The 24,734-nt window shown below is 67.1% G+C and carries 21 protein-coding genes and 2 tRNA genes; 8 read left to right on the top strand and 15 right to left on the bottom strand.

Features of this window, described 5'->3' with window-relative positions:
* Positions 1 to 17 precede the first annotated feature (17 nt).
* Positions 18 to 1,415, bottom strand: a complete 1,398-nt coding sequence (locus tag DEO45_RS09190; protein WP_114342803.1) for a TIGR03013 family XrtA/PEP-CTERM system glycosyltransferase — start codon at positions 1,413 to 1,415, stop codon at positions 18 to 20.
* Between the two features lie 512 nt (positions 1,416 to 1,927).
* On the opposite strand from DEO45_RS09190, the gene DEO45_RS09185 reads away from it, so the two are divergent.
* The 3 genes from DEO45_RS09185 (at position 1,928) to msrA (ending at position 4,127) form a co-directional block, all read left to right on the top strand.
* Entirely contained in the window at positions 1,928 to 2,770 is an 843-nt protein-coding gene (locus DEO45_RS09185) for a hypothetical protein (protein ID WP_147269693.1), read from the top strand.
* Positions 2,771 to 3,171: 401 nt separating this feature from the next.
* Positions 3,172 to 3,621: a peptide-methionine (R)-S-oxide reductase MsrB gene (msrB, locus tag DEO45_RS09180; RefSeq protein WP_114342799.1), complete on the top strand. Its 450-nt coding sequence runs from the start codon at positions 3,172 to 3,174 to the stop codon at positions 3,619 to 3,621.
* Positions 3,618 to 4,127, top strand: a complete 510-nt coding sequence (gene msrA, locus DEO45_RS09175) for a peptide-methionine (S)-S-oxide reductase MsrA (RefSeq protein WP_114342796.1) — start codon at positions 3,618 to 3,620, stop codon at positions 4,125 to 4,127. Before msrB ends, msrA begins: the two co-directional genes overlap by 4 nt.
* A gap of 8 nt (positions 4,128 to 4,135) precedes the next feature.
* Here the strand turns inward: msrA and zipA are convergent, their stop codons facing one another.
* The 12 genes from zipA to DEO45_RS09115 all read right to left on the bottom strand — a co-directional run bounded on the left by zipA (position 4,136) and on the right by DEO45_RS09115 (position 19,687).
* Positions 4,136 to 5,104: a cell division protein ZipA gene (zipA, locus tag DEO45_RS09170; RefSeq protein ID WP_114342935.1), complete on the bottom strand. Its 969-nt coding sequence runs from the start codon at positions 5,102 to 5,104 to the stop codon at positions 4,136 to 4,138.
* A gap of 10 nt (positions 5,105 to 5,114) precedes the next feature.
* The gene (smc, locus tag DEO45_RS09165) at positions 5,115 to 8,624 is read right to left on the bottom strand and encodes a chromosome segregation protein SMC (protein ID WP_114342793.1); all 3,510 of its coding nucleotides are present in this window, start codon (positions 8,622 to 8,624) and stop codon (positions 5,115 to 5,117) included.
* Between the two features lie 142 nt (positions 8,625 to 8,766).
* Positions 8,767 to 9,021: a BolA family protein gene (locus DEO45_RS09160; RefSeq protein WP_114342790.1), complete on the bottom strand. Its 255-nt coding sequence runs from the start codon at positions 9,019 to 9,021 to the stop codon at positions 8,767 to 8,769.
* Positions 9,018 to 9,317: a YciI family protein gene (locus tag DEO45_RS09155; RefSeq protein ID WP_114342788.1), complete on the bottom strand. Its 300-nt coding sequence runs from the start codon at positions 9,315 to 9,317 to the stop codon at positions 9,018 to 9,020. Before DEO45_RS09155 ends, DEO45_RS09160 begins: the two co-directional genes overlap by 4 nt.
* Before the next feature lie 3 nt (positions 9,318 to 9,320).
* On the bottom strand, positions 9,321 to 10,853 hold the full coding sequence (gene lysS, locus DEO45_RS09150; protein ID WP_114342786.1) for a lysine--tRNA ligase: 1,533 nt from the start codon (positions 10,851 to 10,853) through the stop codon (positions 9,321 to 9,323).
* Positions 10,854 to 10,958: 105 nt separating this feature from the next.
* The gene (locus tag DEO45_RS09145; RefSeq protein WP_114342783.1) at positions 10,959 to 11,285 is read right to left on the bottom strand and encodes a hypothetical protein; all 327 of its coding nucleotides are present in this window, start codon (positions 11,283 to 11,285) and stop codon (positions 10,959 to 10,961) included.
* A gap of 42 nt (positions 11,286 to 11,327) precedes the next feature.
* Positions 11,328 to 12,453, bottom strand: a protein-coding gene (gene prfB, locus DEO45_RS09140; RefSeq protein ID WP_114342781.1) for a peptide chain release factor 2 whose coding sequence is annotated in 2 segments (ribosomal slippage) — positions 11,328 to 12,377 and positions 12,379 to 12,453 — 1,125 coding nt in all. Because the reading frame shifts where the segments join, the coding sequence is not laid out codon by codon here.
* 153 nt (positions 12,454 to 12,606) lie between these two features.
* Complete coding sequence (asnB, locus tag DEO45_RS09135; RefSeq protein WP_114342778.1) at positions 12,607 to 14,274, bottom strand: asparagine synthase B; 1,668 nt, start codon at positions 14,272 to 14,274, stop codon at positions 12,607 to 12,609.
* A gap of 345 nt (positions 14,275 to 14,619) precedes the next feature.
* Positions 14,620 to 14,994, bottom strand: coding sequence for an STAS/SEC14 domain-containing protein (locus DEO45_RS09130; protein ID WP_114342933.1), 375 nt, complete (start codon positions 14,992 to 14,994; stop codon positions 14,620 to 14,622).
* Positions 14,995 to 15,070: 76 nt separating this feature from the next.
* On the bottom strand, positions 15,071 to 16,837 hold the full coding sequence (locus DEO45_RS09125) for a single-stranded-DNA-specific exonuclease RecJ (RefSeq protein ID WP_114342776.1): 1,767 nt from the start codon (positions 16,835 to 16,837) through the stop codon (positions 15,071 to 15,073).
* Positions 16,834 to 17,754 carry a phosphoglycerate mutase gene (locus DEO45_RS09120; protein WP_114342774.1) on the bottom strand — a complete coding sequence of 307 codons (921 nt, stop codon included), beginning with the start codon at positions 17,752 to 17,754 and terminating at the stop codon, positions 16,834 to 16,836. The genes DEO45_RS09125 and DEO45_RS09120 overlap by 4 nt, the downstream gene beginning before the upstream one ends.
* Positions 17,755 to 17,758: 4 nt before the next feature.
* Positions 17,759 to 19,687, bottom strand: coding sequence for an ABC-F family ATP-binding cassette domain-containing protein (locus tag DEO45_RS09115; RefSeq protein ID WP_114342772.1), 1,929 nt, complete (start codon positions 19,685 to 19,687; stop codon positions 17,759 to 17,761).
* A 204-nt stretch (positions 19,688 to 19,891) separates the two neighbouring features.
* On the opposite strand from DEO45_RS09115, the gene DEO45_RS09110 reads away from it, so the two are divergent.
* The 5 genes from DEO45_RS09110 (at position 19,892) to DEO45_RS09090 (ending at position 23,819) form a co-directional block, all read left to right on the top strand.
* Positions 19,892 to 20,260 (top strand): hypothetical protein, encoded by a 369-nt coding sequence (locus DEO45_RS09110; protein WP_114342770.1) that lies wholly within the window; start codon positions 19,892 to 19,894, stop codon positions 20,258 to 20,260.
* A 107-nt stretch (positions 20,261 to 20,367) separates the two neighbouring features.
* Entirely contained in the window at positions 20,368 to 21,402 is a 1,035-nt protein-coding gene (locus DEO45_RS09105) for an agmatine deiminase family protein (RefSeq protein WP_114342768.1), read from the top strand.
* 50 nt (positions 21,403 to 21,452) lie between these two features.
* Positions 21,453 to 22,343 carry a carbon-nitrogen hydrolase gene (locus DEO45_RS09100; protein WP_114342766.1) on the top strand — a complete coding sequence of 297 codons (891 nt, stop codon included), beginning with the start codon at positions 21,453 to 21,455 and terminating at the stop codon, positions 22,341 to 22,343.
* A 78-nt stretch (positions 22,344 to 22,421) separates the two neighbouring features.
* Positions 22,422 to 23,657: a TraB/GumN family protein gene (locus DEO45_RS09095; RefSeq protein WP_114342764.1), complete on the top strand. Its 1,236-nt coding sequence runs from the start codon at positions 22,422 to 22,424 to the stop codon at positions 23,655 to 23,657.
* Between the two features lie 75 nt (positions 23,658 to 23,732).
* Positions 23,733 to 23,819, top strand: a tRNA-Leu gene (locus tag DEO45_RS09090).
* Positions 23,820 to 23,907: 88 nt separating this feature from the next.
* Here DEO45_RS09090 and DEO45_RS09085 read toward each other — a convergent pair.
* Positions 23,908 to 24,294, bottom strand: a complete 387-nt coding sequence (locus DEO45_RS09085) for an HU family DNA-binding protein (protein WP_114342761.1) — start codon at positions 24,292 to 24,294, stop codon at positions 23,908 to 23,910.
* A gap of 265 nt (positions 24,295 to 24,559) precedes the next feature.
* Positions 24,560 to 24,633, bottom strand: a tRNA-Cys gene (locus DEO45_RS09080).
* Between the last annotated feature and the right edge of the window lie 101 nt (positions 24,634 to 24,734).

Below are 24,734 nucleotides of genomic sequence, written 5' to 3'. Positions count from 1 at the left end.
CGTCCTTCTCCTTGATTTCAGCGAGCGCCGCGCCCGAACAACACCACTTCCAAGGTCTGGACCAGGATGGCCAGATCGAATACGAAGTTATGGTTTTTTACGTAGAAGAGGTCGAACTTCAGCTTTTCCTCGGCATCCTCCCTGGATGAGCCGTATGGGTAGCGAAGTTGGGCCCAGCCGGTCAGCCCCGGCCTCAGGCAATGCCGCAATGAATAGTAGCGAATGCACTTGTTGAAACTGTCCACGAACTGCGGCCGCTCCGGTCGCGGGCCGATGATGCTCATGTCGCCACGCAACACGTTCCAGAGCTGCGGCAACTCGTCCAGCCGGGCCTTGCGGATGAAGCGTCCGACCCTGGTGACCCTGTTGTCGTGCTCAGTAGCCCAACGTGCCACGCCATCGCGCTCGGCGTCGGCGCCCATGCTGCGAAACTTGATGACCCGGAAGAGCTTGCCGTTTTCACCGACTCGATCCTGGTAGTACAGGATCGGCGCGCCGCGGCCCGACTCCAGCCGAATTGCCAGGGCCGTCAACAGCATGAACGGCCATGTCACCAGTAATACCAGCGAAGCAGTGATTAAATCGAAGACACGCTTGATCGCGAGCCTAACGGGGGAGATATTGAAGCCGTCCGAAAATATCAACGACGACGGGTTGGTTAGTTCCATGATGATTTTGCCGGCCTCGTGCTCGAAAAAATCGGCGAGTTCGGTCACTGCTATGCCGTTCCGCTTGCATTCCAAAAGCGCTCCCACCGGCAAGGTGCCGCGGCGATCGTCCGGCCCGATCACGATTTCCTCCACGCCAAGCCGCGTCGCCCATTCGCACAAGGCATCGTCGGGGTGCAGCAGCAGAGGCGCGGCGATGGACACCGAACCGGCACCCACGGGCGCACAACCCAGTATCTTGAACCCACGTTGGTCGGTCTTGCGGCGCATTGCGCGGATCACCTCGGCAGCGCGTTCGCCGGCACCCAGGATCATCACGCGGCGCTTGAACAAGTCGGCGTCCACAAAACTCAGGAACAGCGCTCTCCACAGGGCCACGACGAGGTAGCCGAGCAGCAACGCAATGCCCAGAATCCCCCGGCCCAGATACGAGGTGGGGATCGCGTAATACAGCACCATAAGCACGATGCCGCCCAACAAGAAGGCGACGCCTTGTCGGCTGAGCCGCCCCAGCCAGCTCGCGCGCAGATGTACTTGATACAACCCAAGCGCAGCCATTGAGAAAGTCAGCACCATCGCCACCGGCAGCGCGCGCCACTGCACCGAATGGACGAACGCGGATTGAGTGCTGCCATGCCCCCAATAACGCAGCATCACCGCGGCATAGACACACCCAACCAGCAGCACAGACTCGACCAGTACGAGCAGCAACTGCCAGCGGATTCCGTATCGGAACGATCGGTACATGTTGCACCTCCCTTGCTGACGAATCCTTCTGTCAGCCACCCCACCCCTTTACGCCCCCAACCCGAGGCAGGCATCTATATCACAAAAATCATAATTAGTGTGATCAAATTCACATTTTCGACAAGTACGACCATTACACTATAAGTTGATGATTTAACTAATAAAAACTGAAAAATTGACTATGGAAAGACCAACGTCGCAAGAAATCGCAGGTTCGAATCCTGTCACGCGGCAATGACGACAACGACTTGGCAGACCGCCCTTGCCGATGGCTTTTCGTTGTAATGGTCGGGTGACGACTCCTCCCGCCTTCAGTACCTCACGACAGCCAGCGGTGGGCGCCTATGGTCCCGGCCGACGCCAGCTGCGGCGAACATTCCAAAAATTCTTGTTCATTCGTGCATCCGATGGCCGACGGCCCTCGTATCTGACCCGTATGCCCAAGATCCCTTCATTCACGATGCCGGGGCGTGGGGCGTACGCAGCCATATGGATCCCCATAGGAGGGCACCATGAAACCCACCAAGCGTTCAGTCTCAAGGCTCTTGCCAGCGGCCGTGCTTGCGGCGCTGTTTGCGGTCGGCGGCGCCTACGCCCAATCGCTCAAACCCAATCAGACCGCGGGGTTTTCGCACGGCGAGCTGGTCAAGTTCACCTACCAGCAAAACTTTGCCTGCGTCCATCAGCCCCGCGACGATCTGAACCACAACGGCGTGTTGGCGCAATCGGACCCTGGCGAATTCCAGACGCCCATCTGCCAGGCCGGCATCCAGCCCACGATTGACCCGACCGGCGAGGACGCCAGGAAAACGGCCATTCTCTATGTGCTGGTTCCGATGTTTTCGCTCAACCACGACCAGAACCCCGACGATGCCATCCCCTGCCCGACCGGAGTCAGGGCCGGCACGCTGTGCGGACCCGCACTCGGCAAGACGCTGATCCAGCTTTTCGGCGCGGTTCCGGAGGCCTACAAGATCAAGCCGCTGGTGTTCACCGATTGTCCCGGACCGGGTTCGATGCCGGGCACATGCACGATGCATGCTTCCACGGTCGATCTCGGCAAGGTGCTGGTCGCCCTCGGCAAACTGCCTCCGCCAGCGTCGAATGTCTTCCTGCCCACGCCGAACCACAGCCACGTGGTCGCCGATGCGCGTGCGAACACGGAAAACGCCATCTGGTGGGAAGTGGAACCGGTGCTGGTGACCGATCCGGCCGATTGGCCGGATCAGAATGGCGGCTTTGGCATCACTTCGGTCGCGAAACTGCGTCAAGCCGAACAGCGAGGCCAGGCTGTCGAGGTGCCGTCCAATTTCTACCTGTTCTTCAGCTCGAAATCCATGCAGGGTATGCATTGACCGGGATCAGGTTGGGACGTCGCATTGCACCCGTACGGTCCGCAACCACTTCCCCGGCTTCGCCGAAGTAGGTGAATACGGGGTCGCTCCGGCTCCGATGCGGGTCGACGAAGCAGCAGGCAAATGTCGCGGCGGTAGGCGAAAGCCTGCGCTACCGCCGCGAGTCCAGGCTCGGGGGAAGCGGTGGCAGGATCTTCCGCCGCATGACGGCGTTCGTGCCGTCAATGTCCCGACCGACACCGAGTACGATCAGCGCGGCCAGCACCGGCCAGAACGCGCACGTATCCGTGCACGATCCCCTACTGCTCTCTTCTTCCATCAGCCCGGGTACGGGGACTTGATATGGGCACGGCGACAGCCATGTTGAATCGGATGAGAGACAAAATGGGAGGAGGTTCGACATGTCACGCTATATCAGGAACCCGGATGCGCTGTCGCGCCTGAGCCCGGAGCAGTACCGGGTGACCCAGCAGAACGGCACGGAATATCCCGGAACCGGCGAATACCTGCACAACGGCGAGCCGGGCATCTATGTCGACGTGGTGTCTGGCGAACCGCTGTTCGCCTCCTCCGACAAGTTCGAATCCGGCTGTGGCTGGCCGAGTTTCACCAAACCGATCGAGTCGGCGAATGTCAACGAACGGCGCGACACCACGCACGGCATGATCCGCACCGAAGTGCGTTCGGTGCACGGCGACAGCCACCTTGGCCATGTCTTCCCCGACGGCCCCGCCGATCGCGGCGGCCTGCGCTACTGCATCAACTCGGCCTCGCTGCGCTTCGTCCACCGCGACGACATGGCGGCCGAAGGCTACGGCGATTACCTGGACCAGGTGGAGAACGTGCGATGACGACCGAGCGTGCGCTCCTGGCCGGCGGTTGCTTCTGGGGCATGCAGGACCTGATTCGCCGCCAGGACGGTGTCGTTTCGACGCGGGTCGGCTACACCGGCGGCGACGTGCCGAATGCCACCTACCGCCACCATGGCAGCCATGCCGAGGCGATCGAGATCGTGTTCGATCCGGCGCGGATCGGCTATCGCACGTTGCTGGAATTCTTCTTCCAGATCCACGACCCGTCCACGCCCAACCGGCAGGGCAACGATCGCGGTAGTTCCTACCGCTCGGCGATCTTCTACACGTCGGACGCGCAGAAACGCGTCGCCGAGGACACCATCGCCGACGTGGATGCGTCTGGCTTGTGGCCCGGCAAGGTGGTGACCGAAGTGGCGCCGGCCGGCGATTTCTGGGAGGCCGAGCCGGAGCACCAGGATTACCTGGAGCGCTACCCCGGCGGCTACACCTGCCACTTCATCCGGCCGGGCTGGAAACTGCCGCGTCGTCAGATGGCCGGCTGATCCGGGCGTCACCGCCCGAAGATGATTTCCTTGCCTTCATGGTCGCGGTCCCAGCCACGCAGCTGGTCGCGGATGTGGGCGATGCCCTGGCGGCCCAGTGCATTGCGCTCCTCGTCGAGCACCTGACCGTCCAACAGTTCGGCGAGGCGTTGCGCCGTGGGCAGCATGGCGTCCCAGGCGTCCAATGCGGGCAGCGGCGCCGGCAGGGTCATGAAGAAGCTCACTCCCGGCGTTTGCAGGGCGTCGAGCCGCGCCAGATCGAAGTTGCCGGGCTTGAGCATGTTGGCCACGCTGAAGATTGGCCCCAGCTCGCGCTTGCCGTCGACCAGGCGGTGGTAGATGCCCATGTCGCCGAATTCGAGCCCGGCCTTTTCGGCGGCGACGACGAGGTCAGCTCCGCTGAAGCGCCCTCCTTCGCGGGCCACCACGAACAGCGTGACGATGCGCTCGACCGGCAGCTGCGGCGGGCGCCGGCCGAGGTCGGAACGCGGCGGCGAGAAGGCCGCCGGCGAAGCGGCCGGCGGTGCCGGCTTCGCAACGGGCGGAACGTCCTTCGGCGGCACCGGCTCGCCGGAACTCGGCGCGCGCAGGGCATCGATGATCGAGGCGACGTGATCGGCCAGCTTGGGCGGTGTCCTCGGCCTGGCGGCCGGCGCCGGTGGCCTGGCGTGTTCGCCGGAGAGCGTGGCACCCAGCCGCTCGAGTTCCTCGCGCAAGCCAACGTCCAGCTCGCCCTGCTGTGGCGGGATATCGCCGATGAACGGCCCGTCGACGGCCGGTCCGCCGTCCTGTCCGCCCAGCGTGGGTTCGCGGCGCTCGCCGGCGGCGTGCGGCCCCGGCGCGACCCGGCGCTTGCCCTGCTCCTTCTTCGGCTGCCCGAACAACCAGATCAGCGCCAGCACGATGACGCCGACGATCAGCAGCGGAATGCCGACGGCGGGGTTCCAGGCAAGGGCGGTCACGGGTTGCAGCGTCATCATGGGATCCTCAGGCAGCTCCTGCCAGTTTAGCCGCTTCGGCCAGGTCCACCTGCACCAGTCGCGACACGCCCGGTTCGCGCATGGTCACGCCGCACAGCTGGCTGGCTGCCTCCATGGTGGCCTTGTTGTGGCTGATGAAGATGAACTGCACCTTTTCGCTCATCTCGCGCACCATGCCGGAGAAGCGCCCCACGTTCGCCTCGTCCAGCGGCGCGTCCACTTCGTCCAGCAGGCAGAACGGCGCGGGATTGAGGCTGAAGATCGCGAACACCAGCGACACCGCGGTGAGCGCCTTCTCGCCACCGGACAGCAGGGTGATGTTGGACACGCGCTTGCCCGGCGGCCGGGCCATGATCGACACGCCGGTGTTGAGCAAGTCGTCGCCGGTCAGTTCCAGGTAGGCATGGCCGCCGCCGAACAGGCGCGGGAACAATTCCTGCACGCCAGCGTTGACCTTGTCGAAGGTTTCCTTGAAGCGCTGGCGGGTCTCGCGGTCGATCTTCTTGATCGCGCCTTCCAGCGTTTCCATCGCACTGGTGAGGTCGGCGAGCTGGTTGTCCAGATAGGTCTTGCGTTCGCTCTGCTCGGCATGTTCCTGGATCGCGGCCAGGTTCACCGGCTCCAGCCGCACGATCTTCTGGCCGATCTCGTTGAGCTGCGCGCGCCACTGGTTCGCGTCGATATTCTCGGCCAGTTCGGCCAGCAGGGTTTCCAGTGCCAGGCCGGATGTGGCGATCGCCTCGGCCAGCTGTGCGGCGCGCAGTTGCAGCGCCTGGGCGGCTAGGCGCTTCTCGGACAGGCCCTCGCGCAGGCTGGCCAGGCCCTGCTCCGCCAGGTGCCGCTGCTGTTCGAGCTTGCGGAATTCGACGTCGCAGTCTTCCAGCGCGCGGCGTGCCTCGACCAGCTGCCTGTCGACCAGCAGGCGCTGGTCCAGGTAAGCCTGCCGTTCGGCTTCGAGTTCGGCGATCGGGTCGGAGCCGGCGGCGAGCTGTTCGGTGATCTCGTTGCGGCGCGCCTCGATCTGGCGCAGCTGGGCATCCATGCGGCCCAGCGCCTGTTCCAGCGAGCCCAGCGAGGAACGTTTCGACTCCAGCGCCAGCGCCAGCGCATGCGACTGCTCGGCCGCCTCGCGCGCATTCATGCGCGCCTCTTCGCGCGCTTCGAGCAGCGTGCGCCGTTCGTTCTCCAGCTCGCGGCGCTGGTCTTCCTGGTCGCCCATCAGGCCGACCGACTCGTCCAGCCGCGCACGCGCCTCGCGGGTCTGGTTCTGCAATTCGTCGAGCTGGGCCGCGAGATCGCCCAGTTCGCCGCTGACCTTTTCGGCGCGGGCGCGGGCGGTTTCCAGCTTGCCGCGATGGCTTTGCAGCTGGCCGGCCAGTTCGGACTGGCGGCGATGGGCGTTGTACAGCTCGCGCTGCGCGTCGTCGCGCGCGCGCTCGGCCTCGAACTTGCTGGTGCGCAGCGTATCGAGCCGTTCGCTGGACTCCTCCAGTTGCGCTTCGAGCGTGGCGATCTGCTCGGTGAGCAGGCGCAGCTCGCGCTCGCGCGCCAGCACGCCGACCTGGCTGCCCTGCGCGCGCCGCACCCGCGCCCAGCCCGGGCCCAGCCATTCGCCGCCGCGAGTGATTACGGACTGGTACGGCGCCAGCGCGGACAGCGAGGCCACGCGCTGGTGCGCCTCGCCCAGCGACTCGGCGGTCAGCACATGGCCGAGGATCGCCAGCGCCGCCGCCGGCCCGCGCACGTGGGCGGCCAGCGTGCCGGCGGTGTTGGCGCCGCCGTCGGCGGCATCGAGCAGCGCGACGTCGGCGTTCTCCAGAGCGCCAAATTCGGCGGCAAGTGCATGCGAGCCGTCCACCAGTACGCTGTCGAGGAAGCCGCTCAGCGCGGTTTCCACCGCGGTTTCCCAACCCGCCTCGACCTGCAGCGATTCGCCGAGGCGACGCGAGCGGTCCAGCCCCAGTCGTGCCAGCCAGCCGCTGGCGGCGCTTTCCTCCTGACCGAGAGCGGCGTGCTGCAATGCCTCCAGCGAGGCGTGCCGGCCGCGAGCCGCCTGCAGCTGCTGGCGCGCCTCGTTCAGCGCCGACTGCACCTGGCGCTCTTCCTCCAGCACCTTCTCGTGGCCGGACTTGTGCTGGTCGAGCAGGCTGCCCAGGGTCTCGACGCGTTCGCGCTGGGTGTCGTGTTCGTCGATCAGCTGCTGGCCGGCGGCGTCCAGCGCGGCCACGTCAGTGGCCTTCTGCTCCGCTTCCAGCGCCTCGCGCCGGCGCGACAGGTCGATCGCCTGGCGATCGAGATAGTTGAGCTTGGTGCGCTCCACCTCGGCCGCACGGTTGGATTCGCCGGCGTTGCGGGTGTGGCTGTCCCAGCGCTGCTGCCAGTCGGCCAGCTTCGCCTCGGTGCTGCGCTGGGCTTCGGCGGTGTCGTCCTGCAGTTGCTGCAGGGCTTCGAGTTTCGGCTCGCCTTCGGCCAGCGCCAGGCGCAGCGCCTCGACCTGCTCGCGGTCGGTGGCGATGTGCGCAGCCAGCTCGCAATGCTCGCGCTCGGCGTCGCCGTGGGCACGCTGCAGGCGCTCGGCGGTCTCCTTGTTGTAGCGCACCTGCTGCTCGACCCGGGCGATCTCGGCGCCGACTTTGTATACCTCGGCCTGCACCGCGTTCAGGTGCTCGCTGGCGTCGGTGTGGCGTTCGCGCACGCTTTCCAGCTGCGCCTCGATCTGGCGCTGGCCGGCCAGCTGCTTCTCGATCTCAATCTCGGCGGCGGTGAGCACTTCGCCCTCGCCCGCATGCTGCCTCGTCAGGCCGCGGTACTCCAGCGCGCGCAGTTCGGCCTCCTTGCGCGTCTGTTCTTCCTTCAGCGCCTTCCACCGCTCGGCGGCGCGGGCCTGGCGGTTCAGGTGTTCGAGCTGCTTGTCCACCTCGTCGCGCACGTCCTTCACACGGTCGAGGTTCTCGCGGGTGGCCTTGATGCGGCTCTCGGTCTCCTTGCGCCGCTCTTTGTACTTGGAGATGCCGGCAGCTTCTTCCAGGTGCGTGCGCAGTTCTTCCGGGTGCGCCTCGATGATCTGGCTGATCATGCCCTGCTCGATGATCGAGTAGCTGCGCGGGCCGAGGCCGGTGCCGAGGAACAGGTCGGTGATGTCGCGCCGGCGGCAACGCGCGCCGTTGAGGAAGTAGGCGGACTGGCCGTCGCGGGTGACCTGGCGCTTCACCGAGATCTCGGCGTACTGGCCGTACTCGCCCTGAATCGAGCCGTCGGCGTTGTCGAAGATCAGCTCGACCGTGGCCTGCCCCACCGGCTTGCGCGTGTTGGAACCGGAGAAGATCACGTCGGTCAGCGAATCGCCGCGCAGGCGGCTGGCCGCGCTCTCGCCCATCACCCAGCGGATCGCATCGATGATGTTGGATTTGCCGCAACCGTTCGGGCCGACCACGCCGATCATGTTGCTCGGCAGGTGCAGGGTGGTGGGGTCCACGAAGGACTTGAAACCGGCGAGTTTGATCGTGGTCAGGCGCATGCGGTCGTCATTGGGTCATCGGTCTTGCCCGCGCAGGTCGGGCGACAAGGCACTGTGCCAAACGCGGCGCGGCGCTGCAATGCATTCCTGCATGTAGTATTACTTGAACAATGCAATTTATATTATTGTATTTAATGATATTTTACTTTGCATCGATTGACAGGGCGTGGATGCCGCTGTCCATCAATCCGTCGAGCGCGGCGTAGATCATCCGGTGGCGCCTGATCGGCGACTGGCCGGCGAAGGCGGCGCTGACGATGCGCACGTGGAAGTGGCCCTTGCCCTCCCCCGCATGGCCGGCATGCTTGTGGCCCTCGTCCAGCACTTCCAACTCGGAAGGCGCAAAGGCGGCCTGCAGGCGTCCGCGGATCTGCTCGATGACGGGCGGTGAGCTCACGGCAGTACTTTGCGGAATGGCTTGACCGTGGTTTCGCGATAGACGCCGGCGGCGACGTACGGATCGGCACCGGCCCAGGCCTGCGCTTCCGCCAGCGAGGAAAACTCGGCCACGATCAGGCTGCCGCTGAAGCCGGCCGGACCCGGGTCCTCCGCGTCGATCGCCGGGAACGGTCCGGCCAGCAGCATGCGGCCTTCATCCTGCAGTTGCTGCAGGCGTGCCAGGTGTGCCGGCCGCGCGGACTTGCGCGCTTCCAGCGAATTGACGTTGTCGGTGCCGACGATCGCGTACCACATGGTTCAGGCCTCCGGGCGCATGTAGGGAAACAGCAGGACGTCGCGAATCGAGGCGGAGCCGGTCAGCAGCATCACCAGCCGGTCGATGCCGATGCCGAGGCCGCCGGTGGGCGGCAGGCCCACTTCCAGCGCGCGGATGTAATCCGCGTCGAAATGCATCGCCTCGTCGTCGCCGGCGTCCTTCGCATCGACCTGGGCCTGGAAGCGCGCGGCCTGGTCTTCCGGGTCGTTCAGTTCGGAAAAGCCATTCGCGATCTCCTTGCCGTTGATGAACAGCTCGAAGCGGTCGGTGATGCCCTTGTCGGTATCGCTCTCGCGCGCCAGCGGCGACACCTCGACCGGATGGTCGGTGATGAAGGTAGGCTGGACCAGGGTGTGCTCGACGGTCTTCTCGAAGATCTCCAACAGCAGCTTGCCCCAGCCGTAGCCGGGCTTCACCTGTACGTGCAGGCGCTTCGCATGCGCGGCCATCGCCTCGCGGTCGCGCAGCTCCTCGCGGCGGATCTCCGGGTTGTGCTCCAGCACGGCGTCCTCCATGCGCCAGCGGCGGAACGCCGGACCGACGTCGATCGCGGCGCCGTCCCATTCCAGCTGCGTGGTGCCCAGCACGGCCTGCGCGGTATCGCGGATCACCGCCTCGGTGAGGTCCATGATCTCGTGATAGGTGGCGTAGGCCTGGTACAGCTCCAGCATGGTGAATTCGGGGTTGTGCCGGGTCGACACGCCCTCGTTGCGGAAGTTGCGGTTGATCTCGTAGACGCGGTCGAAGCCGCCGACGACCAGGCGCTTGAGATAAAGCTCAGGCGCCACGCGCAGGTACAGGTCCAGATCCAGCGCGTTGTGATGGGTGGTGAACGGCTTGGCCGTGGCGCCGCCGGGGATGATGTGCATCATCGGCGTCTCCACTTCCATGAAGCGGCGCGCCGGCGCTTCCAGCCACTGGCGCATGTAGCCGATGATCCGCGAGCGCAGCATGAAGGTGCGCCGCGCCTCCTCGGTGACGATCAGGTCGACGTAGCGCTGGCGATAGCGCTGCTCCACGTCGGCAAGGCCGTGGAACTTGTCCGGCAGCGGACGCAGGCTCTTGGTCAGCAGGCGCAGCTGGTCGACGCGGACGGAGAGTTCGCCGGTCTTGGTGCGCATCAGCACGCCCTCGGCGCCCACGATGTCGCCCGCGTCCCAGCCCTTGAATGCCTCGTAGGCCTCGCCCAGCGTGCCCTGATGGATGAACAGCTGGATGCGCCCGCTGAAATCCTGCAGCTGCACGAAACTGACCTTGCCCTGCACGCGCTTCAGCACGATGCGCCCGGCCATCTTCACGCGGCGCGCCAGCGCGTCGACGACTTCGGCCGTGTGCGCCTCCTTGTCGGCAAACTCAGCCTGCAGGTCGCCGGCGAAGCTGTCGACCTTGAAGTCGTTGGGGAACGCGATGCCCTGCCCGCGCAGCGCCTTGAGTTTCTCGCGACGCTCGGCGACAAGTCGATTGACGTCCGGCTTGTTCTCGTCGATGGGGAGGGTATCGGTCGTTTCGCTCATGGGAATTCCAATGCTGCCTGCGCTCCTGCCGGTTGGCGGGCGCTTTCTCGTCTATCTGGCGGTTGCCGACTTGATGTGCCGGTGTCTCCGCCTCGCCGCCGTGCGTCAGCCGTCCTTGCCGAACACCTGCTTGACCGCGTGCTTGGTCGCGTCCCAGCCTTCGCGAGCGCCGTGACCGACGGCGACGCCGGCCTTCTTCGCGCCGTGGCCGATGCCGGTGCCGGCTTCCTTAGCGCCGTGGCCGACCTTCTTGGCGACATGCTTGGTCGCGTGGCCGACATCGCGGGCGCCGTCGGCGACGCCATGGCCGACCGCCTTGGCATCCTGCTTGATGCCCTGCCCGGCGCTGCCCTGCTGCGACTGTGCTGCCGCGCCGAACGCCGCCAGCGCGGCAGAGGCGATCAGGATTGCGCAGATCTTCTTGCTGTTCATGCGAGCTACCTCGTCAGTGAGCGGAGCGGGAGGAGTCGGGCGTCACGCGTCGATGCGTTTGGCGCCGGCCTCGAGGCCGGATTTCAGGCTCGCCTCGATGAACTCGTCGAGGTCGCCGTCGAGCACCTTCTGGGTGTCGGAACGCTCGATGCCGGTGCGCAGGTCCTTGATACGGCTCTGGTCCAGCACGTAGTTGCGGATCTGGCTGCCCCAGCCGATGTCGGACTTGGTGGCTTCCAGCGCATCCTTCTCCGCATTGCGCTTCTGGATCTCGAGCTCGTACAGCTTGGCGGCCAGCATCTTCATCGCGGTGTCGCGGTTCTGGTGCTGGCTGCGGCCAGTCTGGCAGGCCACCACGGTATTGGTCGGGATGTGCGTGATGCGCACCGCCGACTCGGTCTTGTTGACGTGCTGGCCGCCGGCGCCGGAAGATCGGTACACGTCGGTGCGCAGGTCCGCCGGATTGATGTCGATCTCGATGTCGTCATCGACCTCCGGCGACACGAATACCGAGGTAAAGCTCGTGTGTCGCCGGTTGTCCGAGTCGAACGGGCTCTTGCGCACCAGCCGGTGCACGCCGATCTCGGTCTTCAGCCAGCCGTAGGCGTAGTCGCCCTCCACGCGGAACGTGGCGGACTTGATGCCGGCCACGTCGCCGCCGGAGACCTCCATCAACTCGGTCTTCCAGCCGCGGTTCTCGCACCAGCGCAGGTACATGCGCAGCAGCATCTCGGCCCAGTCCTGCGCCTCGGTACCGCCGGCGCCCGCCTGGATGTCGACGAACGCGTTCATCGCGTCCATCTTGCCGGAGAACATGCGCTGGAACTCCAGCTTGCCGACCTGCGATTCGAGCTTGGCAAGGTCGTCGATCACCGATTGCGCGGTGTCGTCGTCGCCGTCGGCGATCGCCATTTCCAGCAGGTCACCGGCGTCATTCAGCCCGGCGGTCAGCGTGTCGATGCCGTGGACGATCGTGTGCAGGCGGGCGCGCTCGCGTCCCAGCTCCTGCGCGCGCGCCGGATCGTCCCACACGGTGGGACTCTCCAGTTCGCGGGTTACTTCTTCCAGACGTTCGCTTTTCGTAGCGTAGTCAAAGATACCCCCTAAGCGACTCGACGCGGCCACGAAGGTCGGCGATCTGCGCAAGGATGGGATTGGTCTCGATCATGGCGAAATCATTGTGGCAGGCAAGCGCACAAGAATAACAGACCCGTTTGCCGCAGGCGCCCCCGCGTTGTAGGGCGGGCACTGCCCGCCGCTCTTAGCCATCACCGGTCAAAAGCGGGCGGGCAGTGCCCGCCCTACCATCGGCCGGCCGCATTCACGCCAGCGCCTGGGCGTGGACGCCTCTCACGGCCCGCCCGGACGGGTCGGCCGCGTTCGCGAACGCCGGGTCCCACGCCAGCGCGGCCGGCGAGGAACAGGCGATCGACTTGCCGCCGGGCACCGTGGCTGCGCAGGCTTCGCCGGGGAAATGCTGCTCGAAGATGCGCCGGTAGAAATACGCCTCCTTGGTCGCCGGCGTGTTGAACGGGTAGCGCGCCGCCGCCGCGGCGAACTCGCGGTCGCTGACCGCCTGCTCAGCGTGCGCCTTCAGGCCGTCGATCCAGCCGTAACCCACGCCGTCGCTGAACTGCTCCTTCTGCCGCCACAGGATTTCCTTCGGCAAGGCGCCGTCGAACGCCTCGCGCAACACGTGCTTCTCGATCTTGCCGTTGCCGGCCATCTTGCGCGCGGCGTCCAGCCCCATCGCCACGTCGATGAACTCCAGGTCCAGGAACGGCACCCGCGCCTCCACGCCCCAGGCCATCATCGCCTTGTTGGCGCGCAGGCAGTCGTAGCTGTGCAGCGCGTCGAGCTTGCGCACGGTCTCCTCGTGGAAGGCCTCGGCCGAGGGCGCCTTGTGGAAGTACAGGTAGCCGCCGAAGATCTCGTCCGAGCCTTCCCCCGACAGCACCATCTTCACGCCCATCGCCTTGATCCGCCGCGCCAGCAGGTACATCGGGGTAGCGGCGCGGATGGTGGTCACGTCGTAGGTCTCGATGTGGCGGATCACCTCCGGCAGCGCATCGAGCCCCTCCCAGAACGTGTAGACGAAGCCGTGGTGCACGGTGCCCAGCGCATCGGCGGCGACCTGGGCGGCGGCCAGGTCGGGCGAGCCTTCCAGCCCGATCGCGAACGAATGCAGGCGCGGCCACCAGGCCTCGCTGCGGTCGTCGTCCTCGACCCGCTCGCGCGCGAACTGCGCGGCGCAGGCGGCGACCAGCGAGGAATCCAGGCCGCCCGACAGCAGCACGCCGTAGGGCACGTCGGTCATCAACTGCCGATGCACGGCCTGCTCGAAGGCCTGGCGCAAGGCCGGCGCCGCCACGTCATGGCCGCGCGTGGCGGCATAGTCGCGCCACGGCTTTTCGTAGTAACGCCGCAGTTCGCCGCTGGCGCTGTCGTACATATGGCCCGGCGGGAATGCTGCCACGTCCGCGCACACGCCGACCAGCGCCTTCATCTCCGAGGCCACGCACAGCCGACCCTGCGCATCGTGTCCCCAGTACAACGGGCACACGCCGATCGGATCGCGCGCGATCAGGTAGCGCTGCGCCGCGCCGTCCCACAGTGCGAACGCGAAGATGCCGTTGAGCCTGCCCACGAAGTCGCTGCCCTGCGCACGGTACAGCGCGTTGATCACCTCGCAGTCCGAACCGGTGGTGAAGTCGTAGTCCAGCCCGGATGCCAGCTCGCGGTGGTTGTAGATCTCGCCGTTCACCGCCAGCGCCAGCGCGCCGTCGCGCGAGCGCAGCGGCTGCGCGCCGCTAGCCGGGTCGACGATGGCCAGCCGCTCGTGCACCAGGATCACCCCGGCGTCGACGAACACCCCGCTCCAGTCCGGCCCGCGATGGCGCTGGCGCTGCGACAGCTCCAGCGCCACACGGCGCAAGGCCGCCAGGTCGTCGCCCGGCTGCAGGTCGAATATTCCGAAGATCGAACACATCTGATGTCTCCTTTGCGCTCGTCCCTGATCGCGAGGGTCAAAAGCGGGCATCCATGCCCGCACTCTTCAGAAACAGCACGATCTTTCCGTGCCGCACGCCAAAACGACGAAGGCCCGCACAGGGCGGGCCTTCGTCGCGTATTTTTCGTGGAGACTTGCAGCTACGCGCGGGCCCGCCAACGGTTGGCGTTATTGTTCGCGCGATTATTGTTGTTGCCGGCCAGCACGAAGCCCCGCGCGGAAAGCGCAGTGGAGTTCAGGGTGCTGGAGGCGACGGGATACATGGCCCAACTTGAACAGATCCGCCGGCGCTTGGCAAGTACGTACGGCATCAGGCCGTGCGCCTCAGTTGTCGCCCGGGGCCATGATCCAGCGGGTGGCTTCCTCGACCTCCACGCCGTGGAACAGGCGGAACTGTGCCGGTATGGCGAAGCTGAAGGCGATCGCCGTGCCGCGCAGCCAGGGCACGTCGGTGACCAGCGCAACGCGGTCCCAGCCGCTGAAGTGGCGCATGCCCAGCTTGGCGTCGTCCCACATCGCGCCGGGGTCGAACCCGGTGAAGTCATCGGCGGTGACGTACAGCAGGCGCAGCTTGCGGTTGAGCGCGAACGCCGCCTCGACCTCGGGCACGATGGTGTTCTCGTAATCCGCCGCCGTGACCTGGGCGTGGGCGCGGAAGCCCAGCGTGCCGGCCGGCAATCCTTCTATCTGTGCGATCACGGGCATTCTCCGCGGGGTGGGGATCGCCAGTGTGGCCTCCCGCGCGTGAAAACGCGGTGGGAATCGGGAAACGGACTCAGGCCGGCTCGATGTGCCGCAGCAGCAGGCGCGGCGTCTCGCGTCCCTGCCAGTCGTTGATGGTCAGTTCATAGGCGGCGCGCAGCAGCGGCGGCGGTGGCTGGCCGTGGTACGCGTTGAACATCACCGCGTCGTGCACGGCGCCGTCGCGCGGATCGCGCAGTTGCAGGCGCAGGTGGCCTTCGCCCATCACCTTCCAGCCGGCGCACTCGAACAGGTTGTCGAACAGCGGTTCGGGGAACGCTTGCCCCCACGGCCCCGCGGCGCGCAGCTGCCGGGCCAGCGCCAGCGTGGTTGTGCCGGGCGGCAGTTCGCCGTCGGTGTAGAGCACTGCCTGCAGGCGCTCGGGCTCGATCAGTTCGCGCGCGATCGCGTCGAAGGCCGCGGCGAAGCGCGGGTAGTCGTCGGCCTTCAGGCTCAGTCCCGCGGCCATCGCATGGCCGCCGAAGCGCTCGATCAGGCCGGGCTGGCGCGCGTCGATCGCGGCCAGCGCGTCGCGGATGTGGAACCCGGGGATCGAGCGCGCCGAGCCACGCAGTTGGGTGTTACCTGTGCGCACTTCCTGTGCGCCAGAATCAAAAGGCGGCGATCCCTCGCCGCACTCTTCAATGCCGGCGGGTGCGAACGCGATCACCGGACGGTGCAGCCGCTCCTTCAGCTTGGAGGCCACCAGGCCCACCACGCCGGCGTGCCACGACGGCTCGAACAGGGCCACGCCCACCGCGTCGGTTGGGCCGAGGCCGGCAGCCATCACCTCGGCCTCGGCCACCATCGATGCCTGCAGGTCGCGCCGCTCGCGGTTGATCGCGTCGAGCTCCCCGGCAAGGTGACGTGCCTGTGCGATGTCGTCGGTGAGCAGGCATGCCACGCCGAGGCGCATGTCCTCCAGCCGTCCTGCGGCGTTCAGCCGCGGCCCGACGACGAAGCCGAGATCGCTGGCGCACAGCGTGGCCACGCTGCGCTTGCCGGCCTCGACCAGGGCGGTGATGCCCGCGCAGGCATGGCCGCTGCGCATGCGCTGCAGGCCCGCCTCGACCAGCACGCGGTTGTTGAAATCCAGCGGCACCAGGTCGGCCACCGTGCCCAGAGCGACCAGGTCAAGCAGCGGCGACAAATCGGGTTTTGCCGCGCCGAACGCACCCTGCCCGTGCAACTTCGCGCGCAGCGCCAGCAGCAGGTAGAACATTACCCCCACGCCAGCCAGCGCCTTGCTTGGAAAACCGTCGCCGGCGAGGTTCGGATTGACCATTGCGTCGCAAGCTGGCAACTGTTCGCCCGGCAGGTGATGATCGGTGACGATGACCTTGATGCCGCGCGCCTTCGCCGCCGCCACGCCGGCGACGCTGGCCACGCCATTGTCGACGGTGACGATGAGTTGCGGCGTGGGCTGCATCGACGCCACGAACGCTGCACTCAGTCCGTAGCCGTGCACGAAGCGGTTCGGAATCGCGTAATCCACCCGCTTCGCACCGAGCAGGCGCAGCCCGCGCACCGCCACCGCGGTACCGGTGGCGCCGTCGCAGTCGTAGTCGCCGGCGATCAGGATCGACCAGTCGTCGCGGATCGCCTCGACCAGCAGCTCGACCGCCGGCGCCATGCCGCCCAGCAGCTGCGGCGACAGCATCCGTGCCAGGCGATGTTCGACCTGGGCAGGCTCCAGTACGCCACGCGCGGCGTAGACCTGCCGCAGCACCGGATGCACCGAATCCGGCCAGCCCGCGGGAGCACCCCGGCTCTCGCGCCGCCGCAGCTGCAGCACGCTCAACGCCCCGCCCCGCGCCACAGGCGCCAGCGATGCCGGGGTTTGTGCAGCCAGCGTTCGCCGCTGGCGAAATGCAGTAGGACGGACTGGCGTTCGAGCAACGGCAGCAGTGCCGGCCACCAACGGGTGGCAATCTCCCGCGCAGGCAGGTCCTGCAGGTCGATCAGCCAACCGGCCCCGCCGCCGGCGATCGCCTCGTTCGCGCGCGACTGCTGGGCGATGCCGGCACGTGCGGCCAGAGCGCGCAGCAGCAGGTCGTCGCTGACCACGCGCGCCAGTTCGCTGGTCGATGGCGGCGGCAGGCGCCCGCCACCCCACAACCACAGGCTGTTGACCGGCGACTGGCCGCGCGCCTGCCGCCCGGCGTTCAGCGGATGCTGGTGCAGCAGCACTTGCACGTCGTTGAGCAGCACGCGCCAGCGGCGTCCTTCCGGACCTTGCGGCAGGTGCTGTGCGAGGTCTTCGCCCAGCGCCTGCTCGGGCGCGGCGAAGCCGGGCAACGGCGTATCGGCCGGCAGGCGCAGGTGCCAATGATCCGGCGTGGAAAGCTCCAGTTGCATGCCGGCCTCGTCGAACCCCGGCCGCAGCGGCTCGGCCAGCGCACGTGCTTCATCCATGTCCAGACCCATGCGGCCGCAGGCGAGCAGGCGTACGCCGTTCATGTCCGGCTGCACCCAGGCCGGATCGGCCCCCAGCCAGACCTCGCCACCCGCATCGCCGGCGATGAACTGGCGAGTGATCGCCGCGGCCGGCACGCCCACGTCGACGCCGGAAAAATGTTCGCCCAGGCCGCCGAGGTAGCCGACGCCGCCGTCCGGCAGTCGGTCGGCTCGGGGCAACCATGCACGCAGCGGATGCGTCGGCTCGACGTGCGCCAAAGAGGGCAGCCACAGTTGCAGCGATCGCTCCGAATTGGACATTTCTTCAGGATTCCAATTGTTCGACCAATGCCAGCCACTCGGTTTCCAGCGCGTCCTTCTCACCGCGCAGTTCGGTCTGGCGCTGGCCCAGCCGCATCATGTCGCTGGTCGCGCCGTTGTAGGTGGCCGGGTCAGCCAGTTGTGCCTCCAGCGCGGCCAGCTCGGTGTCGATGCTGGCGGTGCGCGTCTCGATCTTCTTTACCCGCTGGCGCGCGGCCTTCTCGTTCTCGCGCTGGGCGGCGCCCTGGCGGCGGCGCTCCTCCGGCGGAACTTCCACGACCTTGACCACCGGCTTCGGCGTCGCATCGGCCTTCGCCGCTTTCTTGTTCGCGGCGGTACGCGTCTTCAGCCAGCGCGCGTAGTCGTCTAGGTCGCCGTCGAACGTCGCCACCTCGCCGTCGGCGACGCGCCAGAAGCTGTCGCAGACCATGCCGAGCAGGTGGCGGTCGTGCGAGACCAGCACCAGCGCGCCGTCGAAATCGGCCAGCGCGTCGGCCAGCGCCTCGCGCATGTCCAGGTCGAGGTGGTTGGTCGGTTCGTCGAGCAGCAGCAGGTTCGGCTTGTCCCAGGCAATCAGCGCCAGCGCGAGGCGCGCGCGTTCGCCGCCAGAAAAGCCGTCCACCGACTCGAACGCGCGGTCGCCGGCGAAATTCCAGGTGCCGAGGAAATCGCGCATCACCTGGGTGGCCACGCCCGGCGCCTTGTCCTGCAGGTGGTCGAGCGGGCTCGCCCCCTCGCGCAGGCTTTCCACCGTGTGCTGGGCGAAGTAGCCGATCTTCAGGTCCTTGTGTACCTTGCGCTCGCCGCCGAACGGTTCGAGCTCGCCAACCAGGGTCTTGACCAGGGTGGACTTGCCCGCGCCGTTCGGACCGAGCAGGCCGATGCGCTCGCCCGCCTCGATGCTGAAGCGCACGTCGGACAACACGATGTGCGCCGCCTCGTTCCCGTGCGTGGACGGATCGGCCAGGTAGCCGGCGACGATGTCCTCCAGTTGCAGCATCGAATCGGGCAGCCGCCCCGGCGCCGGGAACTGGAAGCTGAAGGGCCGCTCGGCGCGTACCGCCTCGGTACCGGACAGCTTCTCCAGCCGCTTCATTCGCGACTGCGCCTGCTTCGCCTTGGTCGCCTTGGCCTTGAAGCGGTCGATGAAGGACTGGAGGTGCGCCCGCTCGGCCTGCTCGCGCTCGTGCGAGATCTGCTGCTGGCGCAGCTGCTCGGCGCGCAGGCGCTCGAACGCGCTGTAGTTGCCGGTATACAGCCTGGCCTTGCCGTCGTTGAGGTGCAGCGTGTGGGTGATCACGCCATCGAGGAACTCGCGGTCGTGCGAGATGATCAGCAAGGTGCCCTGGTAGCGGCGCAGCCATTCCTCCAGCCACAGCACGGCGTCGAGGTCGAGGTGGTTGGTCGGCTCGTCCAGCAGCAGCAGGTCGGACGGGCACATCAGTGCGCGCGCCAGGTTCAGTCGCCCGCGCCAGCCGCCGGAGAATTCCTGCACCGCGCGCTCGTGCGTTTCCGGCGGAAAGCCCAGACCGTGCAGCAGGCGCCCGGCGCGGGCGCGGCCGTCGTAGCCGTTCAGCTCCTCGATGCGGTGGTGCGCCTTAGCCATCGCCTCCATGTCGCCGCGCTCGCCGGCCTCGACCTCGTCGCGGATCGCGGCAGCCAGTTCCTCGTCGCCGCCCAGCACGTAGTCAATTGCTGCATCCGGCAACGCCGGGGTTTCCTGCGCCACCGAGGCCAGCCGCAGCTTGCCCGACATCTCCAGCTCGCCGGCGTCGCCCTCCAGCGTGCCCTGCAGCGCGGCGAACAGGCTGGACTTGCCGCAGCCGTTGCGGCCGATCACGCCGAGGCGCCAGCCACCCTGGATCACCAGGTCGATGTCGGAAAGCAGCAGGCGGCTGCCGCGGCGCAAGGCGAAATGTCGGAAGGAAATCATGGAAAGCCTGGATCGGAACCGGGCGGGTCGTCGCCCGCAGCCGCCCATGATAGCGGCGATGAGGTTATTCTCGGTGGAACGGTCGCCTGGATCGTGCCAGGCGCGAATGCCGAACCCATCGCAATCGACGCCAGTCGGCATGGCGCCGTACCGGCGGTTCTGCTACAACGACGCCGCATACAGCCTTGTATGGAGAGGGGAGCCATGGTCAAGTTCACGAGCAGTTTGCCGTTGATCGTCGCGCTGGCTGCAAGTGCCGGTCTGGCCACGCCGCAGCCGGCCGATGCGGCCCAGTCGCGGACGCAGCACGGCGACAGCCTGCTGGTCCACCGCGTGCAGCAGGAAAAGGGCATGAACCTGCCCGCGCGTGGGCTGAGCATGGCCCAGGTAGAGAAGACCTGGGGCGCGCCGCAGCGCAAGCTGTCGCCGCGCGGCGGCGACAGCAGGAAGCACCCGCAGATCAACCGCTGGGAATACTCGAACTTCATCGTGTATTTCGAGCACAACCACGTGATCCACGCGGTGCTCAACACGCCGGCCGGCAACAACACCAACCCGGCCGACGTCAACTGAGCCGGTTTTCCGACTGACGCGGCCCGTGGCGACGCGGGCCGCGTTCTCATGTGCATGGTTCCCGCGTCGTACAATGCGCGGCCCTGTTCCCGCATGAGACGCCCAGCATGACCGACCACTCCCTGCGCCTGCCGGCGGAATGGGAACCGCAGGCCGCGGTGCTGATCGCCTGGCCGCACGCCGGCACCGACTGGGCCGAGCGGCTGGCCGCGGTGGAAACCACCTATGTGGCGCTGGCCGCCGCGGTGACCCGGTTCCAGCCGCTGATCATCGTGGTCGCGGATGCCGCGCTGCGCACGCACGTGCAGTCGCAGCTGCGTGATGCCGGCGTGGACCTCGCCAAGGTCCGCTTCGTCGAGCTGCCCTACGACGATACCTGGCTGCGCGATTCCGGCCCGATCACGCTGAAGGGCGGCGATGCCAGCTTTCAGTTGACCGACTTCCGCTTCACCGGCTGGGGTGGCAAGTTCGGTGCCGCGCAGGACGACGCGCTGGTCGCCGGGCTGGTGCAGGCCGGCGTGTTCGGCCATGCCGCGCACAGGCGCATCGACTGGGCGCTGGAAGGCGGCGGCATCGAGAGCGACGGCGACGGCACCATCCTCACCACCTGGCGCTGCCTGGTGCAGCGCCACCCTGAACAGTCGCGCGACGAGATGACCGCGATCCTGCGCGACGGGCTGCACGCCGACCGCGTGCTTTGGCTGGACTACGGCTATCTCGAAGGTGACGACACCGACGCGCACATCGACACCCTCGCCCGCTTCGCCCCGGGCGGCCGCATTGTGTACCAGGCCTGCGCCGACGCCAGCGACCCGCACCACGACGAACTGCAGCGCATGGCCGCCGAGCTGGCGACGCTATGCACTGCCGACGGCCATCCGTACCAGCTGTATCCGCTGCCGTGGGCGCAGCCGATCATCGACGACGGCCGCCGGCTCGCCGCGTCCTACGCGAACTACCTGATCGTCAACGGCGCCGTGCTGGTGCCCGCCTATGACGACGAGGCCGACGACGAAGCCGCGCGCATCATCGGCGCCGCGCACCCGGGCCGGGTCGTGGTGCAGGTGCCATGCCGCCCGCTGATCTGGCAGAACGGCAGCCTGCACTGCATCACCATGCAGCTGCCGGCGGGGATCGCCTGAATCGCATCGGCTAGACTATCGGGCCTGGCCTGTGCCGAGGATTCACCCCGATGACCCGCAAGACCCTCAAGGTCGCGCTGCTGCAGGAAACCGACCGCGGCAGCCGCGACGCCAACCTCGACGCGATCGAGGCCGGCCTGCGCGAAGCCGCCGCGGCCGGTGCCGAACTGGTGTTGCTGCAGGAACTGCACAACGGCCCGTACTTCTGCCAGCACGAGTCGGTGGAGATCTTCGACCAGGCCGAGAGCATTCCCGGCCCGGGCACCTCGCGCATCGGCAAGCTGGCCGAGGAGTTGAAGCTGGTGGTGGTCGCCTCTCTGTTCGAGCGTCGCGCCGCCGGCCTGTACCACAACACCGCGGTGGTGTTCGACCGCTCGGCGGCGATCGCCGGCACCTATCGCAAGATGCACATCCCGGACGATCCGGCGTTCTACGAAAAGTTCTACTTCACCCCCGGCGACCTCGGTTTTGAACCGATCGACACCTCGGTCGGTCGCCTCGGCGTGCTGGTGTGCTGGGACCAGTGGTATCCGGAAGCGGCGCGCCTGATGGCGCTGGCCGGCGCCGAACTGCTGCTCTACCCCACCGCGATCGGCTGGGACCCGAACGACGTGCAGGCCGAGAAGGATCGCCAGCGCGACGCCTGGATCACCGTGCAGCGCGGCCACGCAGTGGCCAACGGCCTGCCGCTGCTGTCGTGCAACCGCACCGGCTTCGAGGCCGACCCGTCGGGCGTCGGCGCCGGCATCCAGTTCTGGGGTTCCAGCTTCGTCGCCGGCCCGCAGGGCGAGTTGCTGGCCCAGGCCGGCACCGACCAGCGCCAGCTGCTGCTGGCCGAGGTCGACCTGGCGCGCAGCGAGCACGTGCGGCGGATCTGGCCGTTCCTGCGCGATCGCCGCATCGACGCCTACGCCGACCTGCTCAGGCGCTTCCGTGACTGAAACCCTGCGCCGCCGCTTGTTCCACATGGCCGTCGTCCCCATGCTTGGATTCTCCACGACGACTGGCCCGCTGATCGCATGAGTGTCCCCGAAACCGAAGCCACCGCCCTGCCCGCCGCCCTGCAGGGCCAGCCGATCGAGCGCGTGCAGCGCGATGGCGTGGAATACGTGGTGCTGGGCACCGCGCACGTCTCGCGCAGCAGCATGGAAGCGGTCGAGGCGCTGCTGGACCACGAGCACTTCGACGCTGTGGCGGTGGAGCTGTGCGACAGCCGCGCGCAAAGCATGCGCGACCCGGAAGCCTTCAAGCAGATGGACCTGTTCAAGGTGATCCGCCAGGGCAAGGCCGGCATGGTCGCCGCCAGCCTGGTGCTGTCCACGTTCCAGAAGCGCCTGGCTGACCAGTCCGGCATCCAGCCCGGTGCCGAGATGAAGGCCGCGATGGACGGCGCCGAACGGCGCGGCCTGCCGCTGTGGCTGATCGACCGCGAGGTCGGCACCACGCTCAAGCGCGCCTGGCGCAGCGTGGGTTTCTGGCAGCGCTTCGGCCTGCTCGGCGGCCTGTTGGCCAGCGTGTTCGACCGCAACGACATCGAACAAAGCGAGATCGAGAAACTGAAACAGGGCGACCTGCTGGAAAGCGCGTTCAGCGAATTCGCCAGCAGTTCGAAACCGCTCTACGACAGCCTGATCGGCGAGCGCGACGCGTTCATGGCCGCGCGCCTGCGCGAGGAAGCCGGTCCCTCCGCTGGTGCGGAAAACCGCCGCGTACTGGTGGTGATCGGCGCCGGCCACCTCAAGGGCCTGTGCACCTTGCTGCGCGAACAGCAGGACGATCCCGCCACCAAGGTCGCCGAGCTTGCCGTCTCGCCGCCGAAGGCACGCTGGCCGAAATGGGTGGCCGCCGGGCTGGTACTGCTGGTGTTCGCCGCGATCGGCTGGGCGTTCCACCGCAACGCGTCGCTGGGCACGCAGGCGCTGATGGCATGGGTGCTGTTCACCGGCGGCTTCGCCGCGCTCGGTGCGCTGGTTGCCGGCGGCCACCCGCTCAGCGTCGTCGCCGCCTTTATCGCCGCGCCGATCAAGCCGTTCCGCCCCGGCATCCCCGCCGGCGGCATCAGCGCGATGGCCGAAGCCTGGGCGCGCCGCCCGCGGGTGGTCGACTTCGACACCCTGCGCGACGACATCGTGCACTGGAGCGGCTGGTGGAAGAACCGCGTGGCGCGCACCCTGCTCAACTTCTTCCTGGTCAGCGTGGGCACGATCATCGGCGAGTACAGCGCCGGCATCCACATCTTCAAGAGCCTGTTCTGAGCTGCGCCGCCGGCTGAGCGGCGGCGAGGCGCATGCTACGATGCGCGCCGCCTGCAGGCTCGCTTCCAACCTCCAGCCCGGATGGCGAAACTGGTAGACGCAAGGGACTTAAAATCCCTCACCCTCACGGGTATCCCGGTTCGATCCCGGGTCCGGGCACCATACATCTCCTGCAGTCCACGGCTTCCCAAAAAAGTGCGGCGGTCGAGCCGCCGCACCGGGAAAACAGACGCTGGGTAAACCGGCTGGATCAGGCTGCCGCGTCCTTCAGCTTCTTCAGCGGGCGGATCTTGATCTTGGTCGACGCCGGCTTGGCCGCGAACCACTGCTCTTCCTTGGTGAACGGGTTGATGCCCTTGCGCTTCGGCTTGGCCGGCACGCTGACCGCGGTGATCTTCAGCAGACCCGGCAGCTGGAACGAGCCGGCGCCCTTCTTGTGCACCGAGCCGGCAACCGCGCCTTCAAGCGCCGCGAGCACCGCACGCACGTCCTTGGCCAGCACACCGCTGGCTTCGGTGATGTGCGCCACCAGGCTGGACTTGTTCAGGACTTCCTTGATCGGCTTGGGTGCGGCCGGAGCGGCCTTGGCCTTCGGTGCCGGCTTGCTCTTGGCGGCTGCTTTCTGCGTCTTTGCCATGGGTTTCCCCCTCGTCAAATGGTGATGGATGGTTCGTATGCCTCGCGGCACGCTGAATGTAGGGGAATTCGGTGATGCCGCCAACGGGTTTGAATGACAAAACCCACAAAAAACCGGGCCGAAGTGCGATTTTCCGTCCTGCTGCCCGGCGTGCATGTGCCGGATGCGGCCATTCGCCTCGCTCGCGGCCGGCCCGCGTTTCCCCGGCCACAAAAAAACCCGCCGGCGGCGGGTCTCGAGGGCTGGCTGGCAGCCGGTTGCGCAATGGAGGCCAAGGTCGGAATCGAACCGGCGTACGCGGATTTGCAGTCCGCTGCATGACCACTCTGCCACCTGGCCATTGCTTGGTGCATCGCGACCATGATGATCGCAGGTTGCCTCTAAAAAACAAAACCCCGGCTTACCGAGGTTCTGCGTGAAAACTGGAGCGGGAAACGAGA

It is taken from the genome of Rhodanobacter denitrificans (assembly GCF_003335105.1).
Classification (GTDB): Bacteria; Pseudomonadota; Gammaproteobacteria; order Xanthomonadales; family Rhodanobacteraceae; genus Rhodanobacter; species Rhodanobacter denitrificans_A.
The sequence above is the reverse complement of the archived record's forward strand: the minus strand, read 5'-3'. Positions and strand labels throughout refer to the sequence as shown.

What these genes read in the sequence shown, in the direction of transcription:
- DEO45_RS09190 (WP_114342803.1), bottom strand. Translation starts at nt 1,415, where the DNA reads ATGTACCGATCGTTCCGATACGGAATCCGCTGGCAGTTGCTGCTCGTA.
- DEO45_RS09185 (WP_147269693.1), top strand. Translation starts at nt 1,928, where the DNA reads ATGAAACCCACCAAGCGTTCAGTCTCAAGGCTCTTGCCAGCGGCCGTG.
- msrB (WP_114342799.1), top strand. Translation starts at nt 3,172, where the DNA reads ATGTCACGCTATATCAGGAACCCGGATGCGCTGTCGCGCCTGAGCCCG.
- msrA (WP_114342796.1), top strand. Translation starts at nt 3,618, where the DNA reads ATGACGACCGAGCGTGCGCTCCTGGCCGGCGGTTGCTTCTGGGGCATG.
- zipA (WP_114342935.1), bottom strand. Translation starts at nt 5,104, where the DNA reads ATGACGCTGCAACCCGTGACCGCCCTTGCCTGGAACCCCGCCGTCGGC.
- smc (WP_114342793.1), bottom strand. Translation starts at nt 8,624, where the DNA reads ATGCGCCTGACCACGATCAAACTCGCCGGTTTCAAGTCCTTCGTGGAC.
- DEO45_RS09155 (WP_114342788.1), bottom strand. Translation starts at nt 9,317, where the DNA reads ATGTGGTACGCGATCGTCGGCACCGACAACGTCAATTCGCTGGAAGCG.
- lysS (WP_114342786.1), bottom strand. Translation starts at nt 10,853, where the DNA reads ATGAGCGAAACGACCGATACCCTCCCCATCGACGAGAACAAGCCGGAC.
- DEO45_RS09145 (WP_114342783.1), bottom strand. Translation starts at nt 11,285, where the DNA reads ATGAACAGCAAGAAGATCTGCGCAATCCTGATCGCCTCTGCCGCGCTG.
- asnB (WP_114342778.1), bottom strand. Translation starts at nt 14,274, where the DNA reads ATGTGTTCGATCTTCGGAATATTCGACCTGCAGCCGGGCGACGACCTG.
- DEO45_RS09120 (WP_114342774.1), bottom strand. Translation starts at nt 17,754, where the DNA reads ATGTCCAATTCGGAGCGATCGCTGCAACTGTGGCTGCCCTCTTTGGCG.
- DEO45_RS09115 (WP_114342772.1), bottom strand. Translation starts at nt 19,687, where the DNA reads ATGATTTCCTTCCGACATTTCGCCTTGCGCCGCGGCAGCCGCCTGCTG.
- DEO45_RS09110 (WP_114342770.1), top strand. Translation starts at nt 19,892, where the DNA reads ATGGTCAAGTTCACGAGCAGTTTGCCGTTGATCGTCGCGCTGGCTGCA.
- DEO45_RS09105 (WP_114342768.1), top strand. Translation starts at nt 20,368, where the DNA reads ATGACCGACCACTCCCTGCGCCTGCCGGCGGAATGGGAACCGCAGGCC.
- DEO45_RS09100 (WP_114342766.1), top strand. Translation starts at nt 21,453, where the DNA reads ATGACCCGCAAGACCCTCAAGGTCGCGCTGCTGCAGGAAACCGACCGC.
- DEO45_RS09095 (WP_114342764.1), top strand. Translation starts at nt 22,422, where the DNA reads ATGAGTGTCCCCGAAACCGAAGCCACCGCCCTGCCCGCCGCCCTGCAG.
- DEO45_RS09085 (WP_114342761.1), bottom strand. Translation starts at nt 24,294, where the DNA reads ATGGCAAAGACGCAGAAAGCAGCCGCCAAGAGCAAGCCGGCACCGAAG.